Source organism: Alistipes sp. CHKCI003 (assembly GCF_900021155.1).
Taxonomy (GTDB): Bacteria; Bacteroidota; Bacteroidia; order Bacteroidales; family Rikenellaceae; genus Alistipes; species Alistipes excrementavium.
This window is the reverse complement of record NZ_FCNT01000065.1, coordinates 1-15794: the sequence shown is the minus strand read 5'-3', so window position 1 is coordinate 15794 and position 15794 is coordinate 1. Positions and strand designations below refer to the sequence as shown.

Genomic DNA, 15794 nt, shown 5'->3' with positions numbered 1-15794 from the left:
GCCGGAGTGCCGGGACGCAAACGGCCCGCGGCACCGGCGGAACGCACCCCGACAAGCCGGTACGCCCCTGCGCAGGCGGACGAAACCGCAGGATGCGGCGATATGCAGAAGTCCGTCGGACGTATGGGCCGACGGGGCCTCGGAAAGGATTCGACGGTTCGCCGCGGAATGCAGATCGGACACACCTCCCAATCGTCCTGCAAATCGGTCGGCCGCGGACGAATGTTATCGGCGGCGTCAGAAAATCCGCCCCCCTCGACCGCGTTCATCGGGCGGGCGCGACCGTGCTCCCACTCGTCTGCCGCGCCGCAGCGGCGAAGAGGCCGACGGCTCCGTATTCCGCCCGAGGCCGGAGGCAGCGACGCCGTGCGGCAAAACCGGCACAGTCGGACGTATGTGCAAACCTCTTACGAGGACCGGACAAAAAAACGTCCGGACCAATCCGGACACCCCGACCGGCACGCCATCGCGCCGGATACGACACACACCCGATACACGGCAGACTCCGCACACCCGGCAAACCCGCACAAGCCGCGACGAGCCCCGCACAACGCGACTCCGGCACGGAAACGACATGCCGCACACAACGGAACAGCTCCCCGACAACCAGCCTGTCCCCGACAAGCAGCCATGCAGAGAGCGCCCTCACCGCACCGCGACGAACACCGTCGGCTCGTTCGGCCGCGACAAATCGCACAACCCGGAGCGTCCCTTCAGCTCCTCAGCCCCGCCGGTTACAATGCCCTCAACCCTGCCGGATACAACGTTCGCAGCCCCCCGGCCGGATACGACGCCCGTAACCTCGCCGAATACAATGCCCGCAGCCCTGCCGGATACGATGCCCCAGCCTCGCCGGATACGACGTTCGCAGCCCCGCCGGATACGGCATTCCCTCACCGCTCCCGGACGATCCCCTCTACTCCTCTTCGGCCGGTTCGATATAAATCTGGAACAGCAGCGGCGAGAACGGCGGAATCTCGGTCGAAACTTTAGTAACCGTCGTCTCCGTACTGCCCGTATTGCCGTTCGAATTGCCGTAAAGTCCGCTGTATTGCCCGTAGAGGTAGTTGTTGTAGTAGTTGTTGTAATAGCCTCCGTAATAACCGCCCGAACCGTAATAGCTGTTCATGTAGGCATAATAGTTCAGATAGTCGTAATAATTCTGCGTATTCGAACGCGTCGAGGAGGTCGAAGTCGTACCCGACTGTCCCTGCGAACCGTAGGCATTGGTCGAAGTGGTCAGAATCGAAGCCCACTGTCCGTAGCGCAGAATCGGCACCGAATAGTACCACGCCTCGATCATCCCCCCGTCCGAAGGCGTATATTCTATCGCCTCGCCCTTGGCTTCGGCGTCGCCGTAGATCAGACGGCGCACGCCCGGGATGTTCGAATCGAAAATGAATCCGTCGAGGAAACGGCCGATATACCAGATCTTGGCTTTCCCGTCGAGGGTTACGGAATCGCTGTCGAGCGACCGCACGCCCGCATAGGCGCCGAAACGGTTGACCAACGTGTCGCAAATGTCCTTTTCGAGCTTGGCGAAATCGCTGTACGGAGCATAGATCGAGGGATAAACGTGCGGGTAGTCGTATGTATCTGTCGGTCCGTAGGTGAGATTCACGTACACCTGCGGAATGCTGTCCACGGCATTGCGCCACGCATAGCCGTCGTCGTAGGGGGTGTCTCCGTCCGCGCGCGCACCGCGCAGACGGCGCCATGCAGACCGATCCGTTTTTCCGGTATCGACGGGTTTCAGCCCGCCGTTCTTTTCGGCGAAGTCGTCCACCTCCGAACCTTCGCGCTGGAGCGGGTTCTTGACCGTATCGGTGATCTCCATCGTAACGACGAACGGACATCCCGACTTGAGTTCGTACCCCTGCTGCCCTTCGTAGCCTCCGCTGCCCGAAACGCCGCCCGAGCTCACCACCGTCGATGGCATGTAGAGCGTTACTTTGGTCCCGTAGCGCATCAGCACCTCCGTGGGAAAGCCTCTCGATTCGGCGTATGCGGCGTCCAGTTCGAGGGGATTGCGCATGGCCAGATAGGTTCCCTCCATAAGCTGCGTATTGATCTCGCCCGCGTAATACTTGAAATAGGGCACGTAATGGGTGAACGGCGTGTAAGTGCCCACCTGCCGGGCATCGGTCTCGCTGCGCGTCAGCACGATATCCCCTCCGAGGTTGCGTCCCGTGAAGGTGAAACGCACCCAGCAGGCCGTATCGTTGATCGGCTTGCTGTCCACGGCGCCGAGTTTCTCGACATCCACATAGTAACCGCCCTGCTGCTGGTAGTTGCCGACCAGCTCGGGCCGGTTGAGACGCATCCATGCGTCGAGCGCCAGCTTCTCCTGCTCGGTATAGGAGATTTCGCCCTCCTTCGCACAAGCGGCCAGCGCCAGCGCAGCGGCCGCTGCGGCACACGTCCTGCGTAAAATTCGATCCATATCCGTTCTTTACTGTTTACTGCTTCTCCACTTCGTCGACGGTGAAAAACACCGCCACGGGACTCTGCTTGGGGATGACGCCCAGCGGGTCCTCGCCGTATGCCATGTTGTAGGTCATGTAGGTCTCGACCGTATCGCGCGCCCGGCAACCGGGCAGCGCCAGTTCGAGTCCTCTTAGTATCTGCGTGCGTCCCAATTCGATCCGAAGGGGTTCGAACGACCATGCCCCGGGCGTCAGCCCCGTGTTGTAATAGCTCTGTTCGAGCGTCTTGTCGTTCGAATAGTAGGGCATCGTAATCTCCTTGCCCGTTTCGACGATATTCGTATAATCGAACACGTACATCCGGAAGGTCAGCACGACGGAATCGCCGTATTCGACCTCGGCGCGATCCGCGCGCTCCGCATCGTAATAATTGCGGATGTACCGGTAGACCGTATCGCCCGCCACGGTGTAGAACGCAGGATTCTCGTCGAGCGACTCCTCTTTCTCGGTCTCCGACAAAAGTTTCGGCACATGATTGCTTCTGAGGTACTGGCGGATCCTGTTCTGCTGATCCGGCAGCACGTCTTCGTTGTCCTCGCAGGCCGACCAGAAGAGCGCGGCGGGCAGCACGAGCAGGAATATGGAGAAAAAACGCTTCATGAACGGACAAAGATACGTAAATCGTCGAAAATAAAAAAACCGGCACTCACATCCATCGCCTCCGCGCGACCTGCGGCACGCCCTCCGCGGCCGCAAGGAACGGGCCGCGAATCCGCCGCGGAGGCATCCGCCCCGCCCGTCGCCGGACCGCCGCCTCTTCGCGCCGCCCGGCCCCGTCGCCCGCAACGCCCCTAACCCGGCAACGGGATGGCAACAAGCGGACCGCCGCAAGGAAGGAGCTGCGTCAGCGGCCCCACCGTCCCGCAACCCACTCCGCCGCCGGCACGGCAGTTGCGAGACGCCGGCCGCCTCCGCACCGGCCGACGGGCGAAGCACCCGCAAGGAATGCGCCGCTTCCGCTCCGCGAAGAGCACCGACCGCACGGCTCCCTGTCGTAGAAACGGAGAAAGGCCGCGAATCGTATCCGCCCGCCCTATTCCTCCACCTCTTTTTTAGAGGAACGCTTGCGGCCGTTGATGTTGAGGTAGCGCTGGAGCGTCTGCTGCAAATGCACCGGATCAACGTCGCGGTGGATATGCCCCCCCTGCGCCACGGATATGCCGCCCGTCTCCTCCGAGACGACGAGGATGATCGAGTCCGAGATCTCGCTCATGCCCAGCGCCGCACGGTGGCGCGTCCCGTAAGACTTGGGCACGTCGCTCTGCGTAACGGGCAGGATGCACTTGGCCGCCACGATGCGGTCGCCTTCGATCACCACGGCGCCGTCGTGCAAGGGGGCGTTCTTGAAAAAGATGTTCTTCAGGAGCGGCGTCGAAATACGGGCGTCGAGTGCGATGCCGCCTTCGGTAATCAGCCGCAGATCGCTCTGCTGTCCGATCACGATCAGTGCTCCGGTTTTCGTTTCGGACATTTCGCGGCAGGCCGTAACGATGGGAGTGATGTTGGTCGCCGCGGCGTCGTTGCCCGTACCGAAGATGCGGGTGATGAAGTTGAACCCCTTCTGCCGCATGCCGATCATTTGCAGGAACCGCCGCAGCTCGGGCTGGAAAACGATGATCAGCGCGATCACGCCCACGCTGATGAACTGTCCGAGGATGGTGGAGAGCAGCTCCATGTTGAGCGTCTTGACCACCACCCACAGCAGATAGATGATGATGATGCCCGTGATGATGTAGGGCGCATTGGTACCTTTCGTGGCCCTGTAAATCCAATACATGATCGCCGCGACGAGGATGATGTCGATGAAATCGATGAAGGTGAAAGGTACGAATCCCATGTTCTGTGCGTGTTAATTTCCGCAAAGATACGAAAAGTCGGGCGTAAAAACGAATTTTATTCTATGTTTGCCGGGACGGAATGCCCAAGGCGGAGCCGAAGATCCGAAAAATGACGCAATCCCGTCCGCTTCGGGTGCAGGCGGTCGCCGGGAAAACGGAACCGGCAGCAAAAACGCCCGCACGCGAGCGGTCCGCACATCCCGCCGGAGCGGAACCGGGCAACACGCGTACCGGGCGACACGGCCCGCCGGAGCGGAACCGGGCAACACGCGTACCGGGAGACACGGCCTGCCGAAGCGGAAAACGAGCCATCCGCACACCGGGCGGTACGGCCCGCCGAAGCGGATATGCACGTCCGCGCCGCACTCGTCGAAGGACCTGTCGGAGCGGAAACACATACGCCTGCACACCCCCACGGACAGTCGGCGCCGGAACGAACTTTCCCGCAACGCCCCGAACGACCGGCCATTGACGAAACGGACAGTCCGCACACCGGGCGGTACGGCCTGACGAAAACGAACCGGCACGCCCCCTGCAATCTGACGAAACAGAATCGTCCCGTAATCCCGACCGACAAAAACCGACAAAAACGAATCGAGCAATCCGTACACCAACCGCAACAAACAGCCGAAGCGGAAAACGAGCCATCCGCACACCGGGCGGTACGGCCCGCCGGAAAAGCGACGGTCGTCCTGCGCTGCCCCATGCTCGGACGGGAAAAACGCCGCACGCTCCGAGACACACGTCCGCCGTCGCGGCCGATTATCCGCCCCTCCGCCCTACTTCGACCCCTATCTGCCGGACCGGGCAGGACGAACAATTCGAGCAGGTCGGACAGACCGGGCCGAGCAGACAAATCAGGCAAGACGCACAGGCCGGATAAGTCGGACTGGCCGGGGCGAATTTCCGGCAAGCCGTCCTCCATGCCTCTTGATCCGGCCACCGCACGATTCCGCCCATCCGGCGTCCGGCATACGGCATCGAACGTCCGCGTCGAAATCCGATACAGGCATACAGTGTCCGCCCCCGGTTCGACGTTCCGAGCTCACCGCAGCCCCGAACTCCCCGAGGGCAAACAGCAATCGAGAGAATGAAATTCCGCAAAAACAGCCGGAGAGATCAGCCGGATGGGAAGATCCCCGGAACAAGCGCCGCACGCGATTCGGGCGTGAATGATCCGGCGAGAGCCCCGCAGAGCGACCGCCCCATGTCCTTCTCATCCGGCGTCGGTCCGCCTCGGACGCTCCGAGCAGGCCCCGAGCCACCGTATGCTTCGCGGCATTGCATGCCCCGGCGTCCCGAACCGCAGGCTCCCGCCCATCCCGTCCGCAACGAAAACGCAACACTCCGACCGATCCGTCTCTTCCGAAGAGAGAGGGGCAACGAGCCTTTTCAACCCTCCGAGAATCGCAGATTCGGAATCGCTCCCGGACAGTACGAACGAAGAGAGGGGTCCGACCGATCGCAGACCCCTCTTTTTCGCGGCAGTTTATCGGACAGTCCTGTCCGGGCGGCTGACACCGCACAGCTATTTTTCGCGCCCCTTCTTCCGCGGATTCGCACCGCGCCCGCCTTCCGCGCATCCCGCGCCGCACGCGACCGACTGTCGCGAGACCGTCTCCCGTCCGGAAAACCGTCCGCCCCGGAAGTCCGGTCCGAATCCCCGCCCCGAAGCCCGGCTCCGCCACTCCCGGCTTCGAGACCGCGACCGGAAAACCGTGTGCACCGCCCAGCCCTCGGGCTTCCGGCCGCGCCGCAGAAACCGCATGCCCGGCTCTCACCGAACCCGCGCCTCGATGCGACGGCTCCGCTCCGAAGATCTCGGCGGTCTGCGCTCCCTCCCGCAAGAGGAACCCAGAGAAACGCACCCGCTGTTATTTCGCGCTCTTTTTCTCGGCAGCGTACAACTCGTTCACCTTCGCCAGCACCGCCGAGGTGATGTTGAGCGTCGTATCCGCATCGAGCAATGCCTTGGCATCGACGATCATACGGTACTTACCGCCGGCATTCACCTCCTGCACGGCGCGGCGCAGCAAATCCTGTGCGCGGTTGGTGAACACGAAATTCTCCTCGTCGAGCGTCTGGGCCTCCTTCTGTGCCGATGCCTGATAGTTCTGGATCTTCTGTTCGATCTTCTTCTGTTCGTTCTGGGCATCGAACGACGTGATCAGCCCTTTCTGATATTTCTCCTGCAAGCGGGCCGCTTCGCTCTGCAAGCTCTGCTCGCGCTGGGCCCACGAACGCTGCGTCTTCTCGGTCTTCTCCTGAAGCGCCTTGCCCTCGCTGAGGTAGAGGTCGCTCTGCGCGAGCACCGCTTCCACCTGCACATAGGCGAGATCGCCGCCCGCGACGGTCTGCGTTTCGGCCGCGACGCTCTCCGCCGCCGGCGTCTCCCTGTTGCCGCATGAAGTCAGGGCCACGGCTGCTGCAAACGCTGCGAAAAGGATTTTCTTCATATCGTTGTTCTGTTTTGAATGAATATTTCGTTTTGTGTCTGGCAAAGGTAAAAAAAAATCTTTACTTTTGCCCGCGACCAATCAATTTTCGGCACCTATGTATGAATATATAAGCGGCTCCGTGGCCGAACTCGCTCCGACCTATGCCGTCATCGACGCCGGAGGCGTCGGATACTACCTCAACATCTCGCTGACGACCTATGCCGGGATCGAACACGCCGAACGCGCACGGCTCTACGTACACTACGTCGTGCGCGAAGACGCCCAGTTGCTCTACGGCTTCTCCACGAAAACCGAACGAGAGCTGTTCCGGCTGCTCCTCAGCGTTTCGGGCGTGGGCGGCAACACGGCGCGCATGATCCTCTCGGCCTTCTCGCCGCGCGAGCTGCAATCCGTCATCGCATCGGAAAATGCCGTCTTGCTGAAAAACGTCAAGGGATTGGGCCTCAAGACAGCCCAAAAGATCATCGTCGAGCTGAGCGGCAAAATGGCTACGCTCGCTCCGGGCGACGTCGAAGCGCGTCCTGCGTCCGACCGTGCTATTTACGAGGAAGCGACGGCGGCACTCGTCATGCTCGGATTCCCCAAGAGCGCGGCAGAAAAAGCCGTAACCGCCGTTTTGAAAGAGACGCCCGACGCTGCGGTCGAAGACACCGTCCGCCTCGCGCTCAAACGGTTGTAGATGCAGCCTCCGGCATCCCGAACTCCCCAACCCATACATCGCTGCCGACGGAATCCGAACCGCCGTCCTGAAAGAGACGCCCGACGCTGCGGTCGAAGACACCGTCCGCATCGCGCTCGAACGGTTGTAGACGCAGCATCCGGCATCCCGAACCCCCAATCCATACATCGCTGCCGACGGAATCCGAACTACCGTTCTGAAAGAGACGCCCGACGCTGCGGTCGAAGACACCGTCCGCCTCGCGCTCGAACGGTTGCAGACGCAGCATCCGGCATCCCGAACTCCCCAACCCATACATCGCTGCCGACGAAGCCGTCCACGCACCGCATGAAAAAAAGCCGCACTGCAACGGCGCATTCCGAAAACGCCTTTTACAGTACGGCTCATTGATCTGACAATCCGCTCTTTCTCCGCCGCCCGAATCTTCCGCCGTCTTCCGGTTCGATCGGTCGACACAGCTGTCCTCCCTTCCGGAACAGAGCACCGCAAACACCTCGCCCGAACAGCCCGAAGACTTGCCCCGGATTCAGGCCGTTCGCCACCCGGTCTTACTGTCCGAACAATCCGGCGTCCTCCACGCGGCAGCGACAGCGCGCCGCGCTCAATCCGAGCAGCGAAGCATCTCAGCGAAGGGTCCTTCGCAGACTCCCGGCAGCGGACCCTATTCCGCAGGCGCCTCGACCGGCTGTTCCGCCGGTATTTCGGCCTGCGGCATGGCCGCGGGCATCTCCGTATCGATCACGCGCTCCTGAAGCGCCTTCGCATCCTTCGAAATCTCGCTGTTGCTGGTAGCCACCAGTCCGCGGTCCATCGCCAGCGTAGCTACGAGGCTCAGCACCACGATCGCAACGGCCATCGTCCACGTGAATTTCTCCAGAAAGTTCGAAGTCTCACGCACGCCCATGACCTGATTCGAAACGCCGAAGTTGGCGGCCATGCCGCTCTTGGGGTTCTGAACCAGCACGGCGAGGATGACGAGTACGCTCGCAATCAGGATCAAAGCGATACAAATCGAGTATAACATGTCGTTTTATTTTAATTATTTGTTTCTATTTTCCCAATAAGCTCGGCAAAGTAAACACTTTTTTCCGGATTTCGCAAACTTAATTTACGATAAATGGCGAGCGCCTCGTCCCGAAGCCCCTGTGCGAGATAGATTTCGGCCAGCTCCTCGCTCACCACTTCGTCCTCCTCGTCCAGCACGGCCTCGGTGCGTATCTCCTCCGCTTCGCCCTCCTCGGCTACGATGCGCAGATTCTCTTCGTGCAGAAAGCGCTCGATCAGCTCGCCGGCCGTAATCGTCGTGAGCGCGGCGGGTTCCACGGCCTGCACCGCGAGCGACGACGGACCGCGGAACGCCTCGACCGCGGCCATCCGATCGTCCCGGCGGCCGCTCAGCCGGGCCCGCACGATCCGTGCCGCCGAAAACCACGGCCAGCGGGCGACGAGCGCATCGAGCTCCGCCGCCGAAACAGCGTCCGTCCGTCCGTCGGCAAGGACGTATGCCCCCAGATTCGTCATAAGCGCTACCAGTTCGATGCCGCGGCTTGGAAGATGTCCTGCGCGAGCTGATCCACGATTTCGGGTATGAGCGCATCCTGCGCCTCCTGCAAAGCGGTGTTCGTATCGTAATCGCCGTAGGCCGAGAAGGAGCGGTTGAACGATGCCTTCTCGTCCACGACGTTCGTGAAACGCACCTGCACGGTGATGGTCAGACGGTTCTGCGTGGCCACGTCGCTGCTCGTAACCATCGCCGTGGTCGAAGTGTAGTTCGTGATTTCGCCTTCGAATGCGAAGTCGCCGCCCTCCTGCACCTGCACGAGCCGCGTCTGACGGGTGAAGATATCCTGCAGCGCATCGGTGAGCGTGGCGCTGAGCGTGGGCGCCACCAACGGCGCGTTGTTGGGGAAATAGGCGACCGAGAAGGTCTTGGCATCGGGCGGAATCGACGCGCCCGACAGCGAATATTTCACCTGATAGCCGCAGGCTGCCAGCACGAGCGCCAGCAGACCTCCGAAAAGAATTTTCAGTTTGTCCATCATTTTTCCTTGTACCTTTGTCTCTATTGTCCGGCATTCGCTTCGGCTCGGTCCGATTCGACTTATTCCGATTCGGCCCGCCCCGCCGCAATGGCACGCCGCACGCCGCCGCGACAGCCATTCGCCGGCCGGACGCAGCGCATCCGCCGCCGGACCGCTTTCGTCTTCCGAAGCGCCGCAACCACGTCCGCACGCCATCGGACTTTCGCGCCGCCTCCCGTCGGCCCGCCGCGCCGTGTCCAGCCGCCCTGCCGGCGCCACGGCCTCCATTCAGCCCGCTGCCGCCGGCCCTTCATCCGGGCAACTCCGTCGCGGCATACGTCCGCCGCACGGCTCCGGTCCTCTCCGGTCCTCTCCGGTCCTCTCCGGTCCTCTCCGGTCCTCTCCGGTCCTCTCCGGTCCTCTCCGGTCGCCCGCAGCGCGCTGTGCCCGTCGCCCGCATTCCGCGTCTTGTGCTTCCCTTCCCCGCTACGGACTTCGGCGGCCGTCCTCCGTATCGTCCGCCTCCCCACGACGCTCACCGCATCCGCCGCCCGGCGGTCCCGGCAGGACGCCCGATCCGTATTCCCTCTTTTCCGCGGCCGCCCGGGTTCAACCGCCGAGCTCAACCGCCCCGGCCTCTTCGGCCCGGCTTTGCGTTCCGGCCGATCCGGCCGCTGCCTTACGCCCGCTTTCCGTCCGGAATCCGCCCCGCCTCGCTCTTCCGCTCCGGGTTCCGGTTTCCGGTTTCCGGCCCTACTCCTCCTCGATGCCCAGCTCCTTGATTTTGCGGTAGAGCGTCCGCTCGGACATGAAGAGTTCGGCGGCCGCATCGCGGCGGCGGCCGTTGTTGCGGCGCAAGGCACGGACGATCTGCTCGCGCTGCATCTCGGCCTTGGTCATCCCGTGGGGCGGTTCATCCGTAACATCCTCGCTCTCGGCATAATCCGCCGGCGTCTGAGCCGCCGAGGGCAGCAGCCCCTTGATGTCGTGCGCGGGCTCGGGCCGCGGGGCGCCCTGCATCAGCTCGGACATCATGCGCTTGAGGTCGTTGATGTCCGCCCGCATGTCGAACAGCACCTTGTAGAGCAATTCGCGCTCCGTGGCCGAATCGCCGTCGGCCCGCCGTGCGCCCGCGGGCAGCGGAGGTGCGCCGGCCCCCTGCTGGGGCAGGTATTTCGCAAGGATCTCGGGCGTGATGACCCGCGACTGCTCGATAGCCGAAATTTGCTCGGCCACGTTCTTCAACTGACGGATATTGCCCCGCCAATAGTAGTTTTCGAGCATCTGCCGCGCCGCCGGATCGAGCGTAACGGCCGGCATCCGGTACTGTGTCGCCACATCGCCCGCGAATTTGCGGAACAGCAGCGACACGTCCTGCGGCCGCTCGCGCAGCGCCGGCACCGCGATCGGCACGGTATTGAGCCGGTAGTAGAGGTCTTCGCGGAAACGCCCCGTCGTGATGGCCTCCGACAGATCGGTGTTCGTGGCGGCCACCACGCGCACGTCGGTCTTCTGCACCTTCGACGACCCCACGCGGATGAACTCGCCCGTTTGCAGCACGCGCAGCAGACGGGCCTGCGTCGGATGCGGCAGTTCGGCCACCTCGTCCAGAAAGATCGTCCCGCCGTCGGCCTCCTCGAAGTAGCCCTTGCGGGCTTCGAGCGCACCCGTGAAAGCGCCCTTCTCATGGCCGAAAAGCTCCGAATCGATCGTCCCCTCGGGAATGGCGCCGCAGTTCACGGCAATGTATTTATCGTGTTTGCGGGCCGAATAAGCGTGGATCACCAGCGGGAAAAACTCCTTGCCGACGCCGCTTTCGCCCGTTACGAGCACCGAGAGGTCGGTCGGCGCGACGCGCAAGGCCACTTCGAGCGCCCTGTCGAGCAAGGGCGAAGTGCCGATGATGCCGAATCGTTGTTTTACGGTCGTGAGATCTGTCATCTATTCTATCTGGGTTTCTGTTTGGCAATATCATTTATGTATATCGGGAACTGACGGCGCCGTTCTATTTTGCTTCGCGCGCATTCGCAGTCTTTGTTTCGTCCCCGCGCACCTCGAACGAAGTCCCGGCCGCGCCGCCTTCGCCTCAATGGATAACGCGCCCCCTTCTTCCGGCATCGGTTCTCCATCCGTTTCCCGAAAGTCCCGACGCCGCCCCGCATGCGGCCGGACACCCGGTCTCCCGTCTGCGCCCATCGGGCATCGCCTCCGCCGTGCAGGCGGTTCGGCACCGTCCTCCTTGCGACGAAACGCCACCCCGCATCTGCGGCTTCCGCATTCACCCGCGTGCGGCCGGACACCCGGTCTCCCGTCCGCGCCCATCGGGCATCGCCTCCGCCGTGCAGGCGGTTCGGCACCGTCCTCCTTGCGACGAAACGCCACCCCGCATCTGCGGCTTCCGCATTCACCCGCATGCAGCCGGACACCCGGCCTCCCGTCCGCACCCATCGGGCACCGCCTCCGCTGTGCAGGCGGTTCGGCGCACCGTCCCCTCGCGGCGGATTGCCTCCCCCGAAAGGCTCCGGGTCCATCCTGCCGCCGGCGCCGGACGGCAGACGTTGCAAAGCACCCTTTCGCGCTACGTCGTCCCCCGGCAGACCTCGGACCCTCGGGCGCTCTGCACGCCCGACCCGGCGGAAACGGCCTGCGTTTCCCGGACGTCGTCCCGACGCGGCCGACCTCGAAGTACGCGCCGTACTACACCCGCCTCGTCGGAAACGTACCGGCTCCGACGTCCCCCGCCCCGCTCCGAGCGAACCCGGACCGCACGCGGGCCGTCGCCGGCATTCATCCCCGGACGTCCGCCGTACCGGACGTTTCGGCCGCAGTCGGGCCGTCCTTCGCCGCGGGCTCGGCCCCGACGTTCGGCGCCACCGGCGGAAGTGTCTCCTCGATGAGAAACTCCCCTTCGCGTTCGTTCTGCCAATCGCGGATATACCCGTAGGCAATGGCCGCCAGTGCGACCACGGCAGCGGCAATGGCCACGAGAATCAGTTTGTCGACCCGGCGGCGGGGAGCCGAGCCGACAAAAGCGTAGGCATTCGTGGTTTTCACCGGTTTGCCGTAGCGAAGCCCCTTCACCGAAGGGTCGGGATGCAATTTGGACGGGACGGACACCTCCGCCGCCGGGCGGCGCGGCGCGTGCGCCGCATCCGCCGGCCGCCGTTCCGTTTCGCCCGAAGCCGAAGCCGAAACCGGAGCCTTGGCCGATGCCCCCGCAGCTCTCCCGCCCTCCGCCGCCCGATCCGCGCCGGACGCCGTCTCCGAAACCGCACCGGACGCCGTCGTCTTCCCGGCCTCATCTTCGCGGGAAGAGTCTGCCGCAGAGACAACCCCTGCGGCATGCACCGTTCCGGAGGCGGGCTCCGCATTCGAAACGCCGGACGCGCTCCCTTCGTCGACCCCGGTGTGCGACCGTGCCGCGGGCTGCGCTTCGCCGAGGAAGACAATCGTCCCCTCGGGTCCGCCGCGCAGCGTGCCGAGCCCTTCCATCCGGAATTCGCGCCCCTCCTGCACGGCGTGGCGCACTTCGAACACGAAACGGTCCACGGCGCCCGCCGCCTCCAGTTCGCTCATCCCCCCGGCGCACAGCAGACCGCGCAGCACGCCGTCGTCGCGCCGCATGAGTTCGGTGAAAAGAACGGGGCCTCCGGGCGCCTTCGCCACGAATGCGCCCAACTGGGGGACGACGAGCCGCTTGTTCGACTCCAGATAACGGATGATAAGATCGGTCAACACCTTCGAAAAACATGCTATGTTTTACCCTTTCCCCGTCGCGCCGCCTCTCCGGGCGAACCCGGATCGCATGCGGCCCGGCATGGCCGAAACGCGGAAATTCGTTCCAAAATTACACTTTTCCCGGCAAAATGCGAAAAATCCGCCCCGTTTTTTGAAATAATGGAGCAAACCTTTGTGCATGTCGAAAATAATCGCCTATTTTGCATCCCGAATAATCCGAACGATCCGGCCGAGCTACTTCGCCCCGAAATTTGCAATGTAGCCGAGCCGGATTGCGAAACGAGTTTGAAAGAAACCATGAAGGATAAGTACATCGACCTGATCGAACAGACGTTTGATTTCCCGCAGGATGAATTCACCGTCGAAGACAACGAGCTGAATTTCCACGACATTCCGCTGATGGAACTCATCAAGCAGTACGGAACGCCGCTCAAGATCACCTACCTGCCGAAGATCTCGCAGCAGATCAACCGCGCCAAGCGCATGTTCAACGTGGCGATGGCCAAGGTCGACTACAAGGGATCGTACAACTACTGCTACTGCACCAAGTCGAGCCACTTCTCGTTCGTGCTGGAGGAGGCCATGAAGAACGACATCCACCTCGAAACGTCGTCGGCCTACGACATCCACATCATCAACTCGCTCTACGACAGCGGCATCATCGACAAAGACCGCTTCATCATCTGCAACGGATTCAAACGTCCGCAGTACGTGGAGAATATCGCGCAGCTCGTCAACGACGGCTTCGAGAACACGATCCCCGTGCTCGACAACAAGGAGGAGCTCGACCTGTTCGAAGACGCCTTCACCAAGAAGTGCAAGATCGGCATCCGCATCGCCTGCGAGGAGGAGCCCAAGTTCGAGTTCTACACTTCGCGGCTGGGCATCCGCTACAACGACATCGTCGATTTCTACAAGGCCAAGATCCACAACAGCAAGAAATTCCAGCTCAAGATGCTGCATTTTTTCATCAACACCGGCATCAAGGACACGGCCTACTACTGGAACGAACTGTCGAAGTGCATGAACGTCTACTGCGAACTCAAGGCCATCTGCCCCGAGCTCGACAGCCTCAACATCGGCGGCGGCTTCCCCATCAAGAACTCGCTCAACTTCGACTACGACTACGAGTACCTCACCGAGGAGATCGTGGCCCAGATCAAGAACATCTGTCAGCGCAACGGCATCGACGAGCCCGACATCTTCACCGAATTCGGCTCGTTCACCGTGGGCGAGAGCGGCGCGGCGCTCTACTCGATCGTCAACCAGAAGCAGCAGAACGACCGCGAGAACTGGTACATGATCGACTCGTCGTTCATCACCACCCTGCCCGACACGTGGGGCATCAACCAGCGCTACATCATGCTGGCCGTCAACAACTGGGACAAGGAGTACCAGCGTGTGCTGCTGGGCGGGCTCACGTGCGACAGCGAGGATTTCTACAACTCGGAGTGCCACACCAACGCCATCTTCCTCCCGAAGCTCGAAAAGGGCAACACGCAGTATATCGGCTTCTTCCACACGGGCGCCTATCAGGAGGCGCTCGGCGGTTTCGGCGGCATCCAGCACTGCCTGATCCCCGCGCCGAAGCACATCATCATCGACCGCGACAAGTCCGACAACGAGTACTACACACGCCTGTTCGCCAAAGAGCAGTCCTACCGGTCGATGCTCCGCATTCTGGGGTATTGACTCCGCAGCCGGCGCCTTCGGCCTTCGCCGCGCGGACGGAATCTCCGCCCCTCCTCCGAACCCAAAAGCGAAGTTGCCCGGAAAACCTCCGTTTCACGATTCGGGGCTGTCCGACAAGTCTTGGACAGCCCTTTTTTATCCGCACCGCTCATACGAGCGTTTTCCCGAACGATGAGGGAGGGGGAGGCGGTACGATCACGATGCGGCACTCATACACAATAGGTAGGAGGTGTAGGCTTTGCCGAAGGCGAACCCCAATATATACTACCCGTACTTACGATGATTTACCTCCCGCATCGCGTGTCTGGAGGCATCGTCGAAAGCGCGTGTGCGACATGCGGAAGCACTCGACTCGTTCGTTCTTGCGCGTTCGACAGGATGATCGACGAGGAAATAAAAAACCGCTCAAACGATCCGCAATTACCTGACATCGGAATCCGCTCCGGAACCGCATGTTGCGGAGCGGATCATCCGTCCGGACCGTCCGGATCTCTTCGCGATATTCCGTCGGTGCCGGCATTTCGGCCGGCGTGTCGATCGCCCGAGAAGCATCCCGCCGTACCTGTGCGCTTGCTGCCCCGCACGCTATCCCCGCTCCCGATCACCCGACCTCGCCCGCAGACCGCAGGCCCAAACGCTATCGCCGGCACCGGCACAGCTCCGGACGCCATTCCCCGAACCGCAGTCTCGTCCCCCGGGGCCGCAACCTCCGGACGGCGCCGACACCCTATTCGGCCCCCGAAACGAACACCACCCGAAAACACAGACGCAGCACCGTCCCGCAACCTCCGGACACCGCCGGCACCCTATTCGGCCCCCGAAACGAACACCGCCCGAAAACACAGACGCAGCACCGTCCCGCAACCTCCGGACGCCACCGG

The 15794-nt window shown here is 62.5% G+C and carries 12 protein-coding genes; 2 read left to right on the top strand and 10 right to left on the bottom strand.

Annotated features, from left to right (window positions below; translation table 11 throughout):
• Positions 1–916: 916 nt before the first annotated feature.
• The 4 genes from BN3659_RS09100 to BN3659_RS09080 form a co-directional block, all read right to left on the bottom strand.
• Positions 917–2443 carry a hypothetical protein gene (locus BN3659_RS09100; RefSeq protein WP_091536384.1) on the bottom strand — a complete coding sequence of 509 codons (1527 nt, stop codon included), beginning with the start codon at positions 2441–2443 and terminating at the stop codon, positions 917–919.
• A gap of 16 nt (positions 2444–2459) precedes the next feature.
• A complete protein-coding gene (locus BN3659_RS09095) occupies positions 2460–3086 on the bottom strand; it encodes an FKBP-type peptidyl-prolyl cis-trans isomerase (protein ID WP_091536383.1) in 627 nt (208 codons plus the stop codon).
• Between the two features lie 433 nt (positions 3087–3519).
• A complete protein-coding gene (cdaA, locus tag BN3659_RS09090) occupies positions 3520–4323 on the bottom strand; it encodes a diadenylate cyclase CdaA (protein ID WP_091536381.1) in 804 nt (267 codons plus the stop codon).
• 1875 nt (positions 4324–6198) lie between these two features.
• Entirely contained in the window at positions 6199–6780 is a 582-nt protein-coding gene (locus BN3659_RS09080) for an OmpH/Skp family outer membrane protein (RefSeq protein ID WP_091536378.1), read from the bottom strand.
• 97 nt (positions 6781–6877) lie between these two features.
• Between BN3659_RS09080 and ruvA the strand changes: the two genes are divergently transcribed.
• Positions 6878–7462, top strand: coding sequence for a Holliday junction branch migration protein RuvA (gene ruvA / locus BN3659_RS09075; RefSeq protein ID WP_091536376.1), 585 nt, complete (start codon positions 6878–6880; stop codon positions 7460–7462).
• Here the strand turns inward: ruvA and BN3659_RS09070 are convergent.
• The 6 genes from BN3659_RS09070 to BN3659_RS09040 all read right to left on the bottom strand — a co-directional run bounded on the left by BN3659_RS09070 (position 7449) and on the right by BN3659_RS09040 (position 13221).
• Positions 7449–7730, bottom strand: coding sequence for a hypothetical protein (locus BN3659_RS09070; RefSeq protein WP_091536374.1), 282 nt, complete (start codon positions 7728–7730; stop codon positions 7449–7451). The genes ruvA and BN3659_RS09070 overlap by 14 nt on opposite strands.
• Before the next feature lie 393 nt (positions 7731–8123).
• A complete protein-coding gene (gene secG / locus BN3659_RS09065) occupies positions 8124–8486 on the bottom strand; it encodes a preprotein translocase subunit SecG (protein WP_091536373.1) in 363 nt (120 codons plus the stop codon).
• An 11-nt stretch (positions 8487–8497) separates the two neighbouring features.
• On the bottom strand, positions 8498–8983 hold the full coding sequence (locus BN3659_RS09060) for a hypothetical protein (RefSeq protein WP_091536371.1): 486 nt from the start codon (positions 8981–8983) through the stop codon (positions 8498–8500).
• Positions 8984–8988: 5 nt separating this feature from the next.
• Positions 8989–9501, bottom strand: a complete 513-nt coding sequence (gene lptE, locus BN3659_RS09055) for an LPS assembly lipoprotein LptE (RefSeq protein WP_224757862.1) — start codon at positions 9499–9501, stop codon at positions 8989–8991.
• A 735-nt stretch (positions 9502–10236) separates the two neighbouring features.
• A complete protein-coding gene (locus BN3659_RS09045; RefSeq protein ID WP_091536367.1) occupies positions 10237–11424 on the bottom strand; it encodes a sigma-54 interaction domain-containing protein in 1188 nt (395 codons plus the stop codon).
• A gap of 846 nt (positions 11425–12270) precedes the next feature.
• Positions 12271–13221 carry a hypothetical protein gene (locus BN3659_RS09040; protein ID WP_141682548.1) on the bottom strand — a complete coding sequence of 317 codons (951 nt, stop codon included), beginning with the start codon at positions 13219–13221 and terminating at the stop codon, positions 12271–12273.
• A 297-nt stretch (positions 13222–13518) separates the two neighbouring features.
• On the opposite strand from BN3659_RS09040, the gene BN3659_RS09035 reads away from it, so the two are divergent.
• Positions 13519–14913, top strand: a complete 1395-nt coding sequence (locus BN3659_RS09035; RefSeq protein ID WP_091536363.1) for a type III PLP-dependent enzyme domain-containing protein — start codon at positions 13519–13521, stop codon at positions 14911–14913.
• Positions 14914–15794 lie beyond the last annotated feature (881 nt).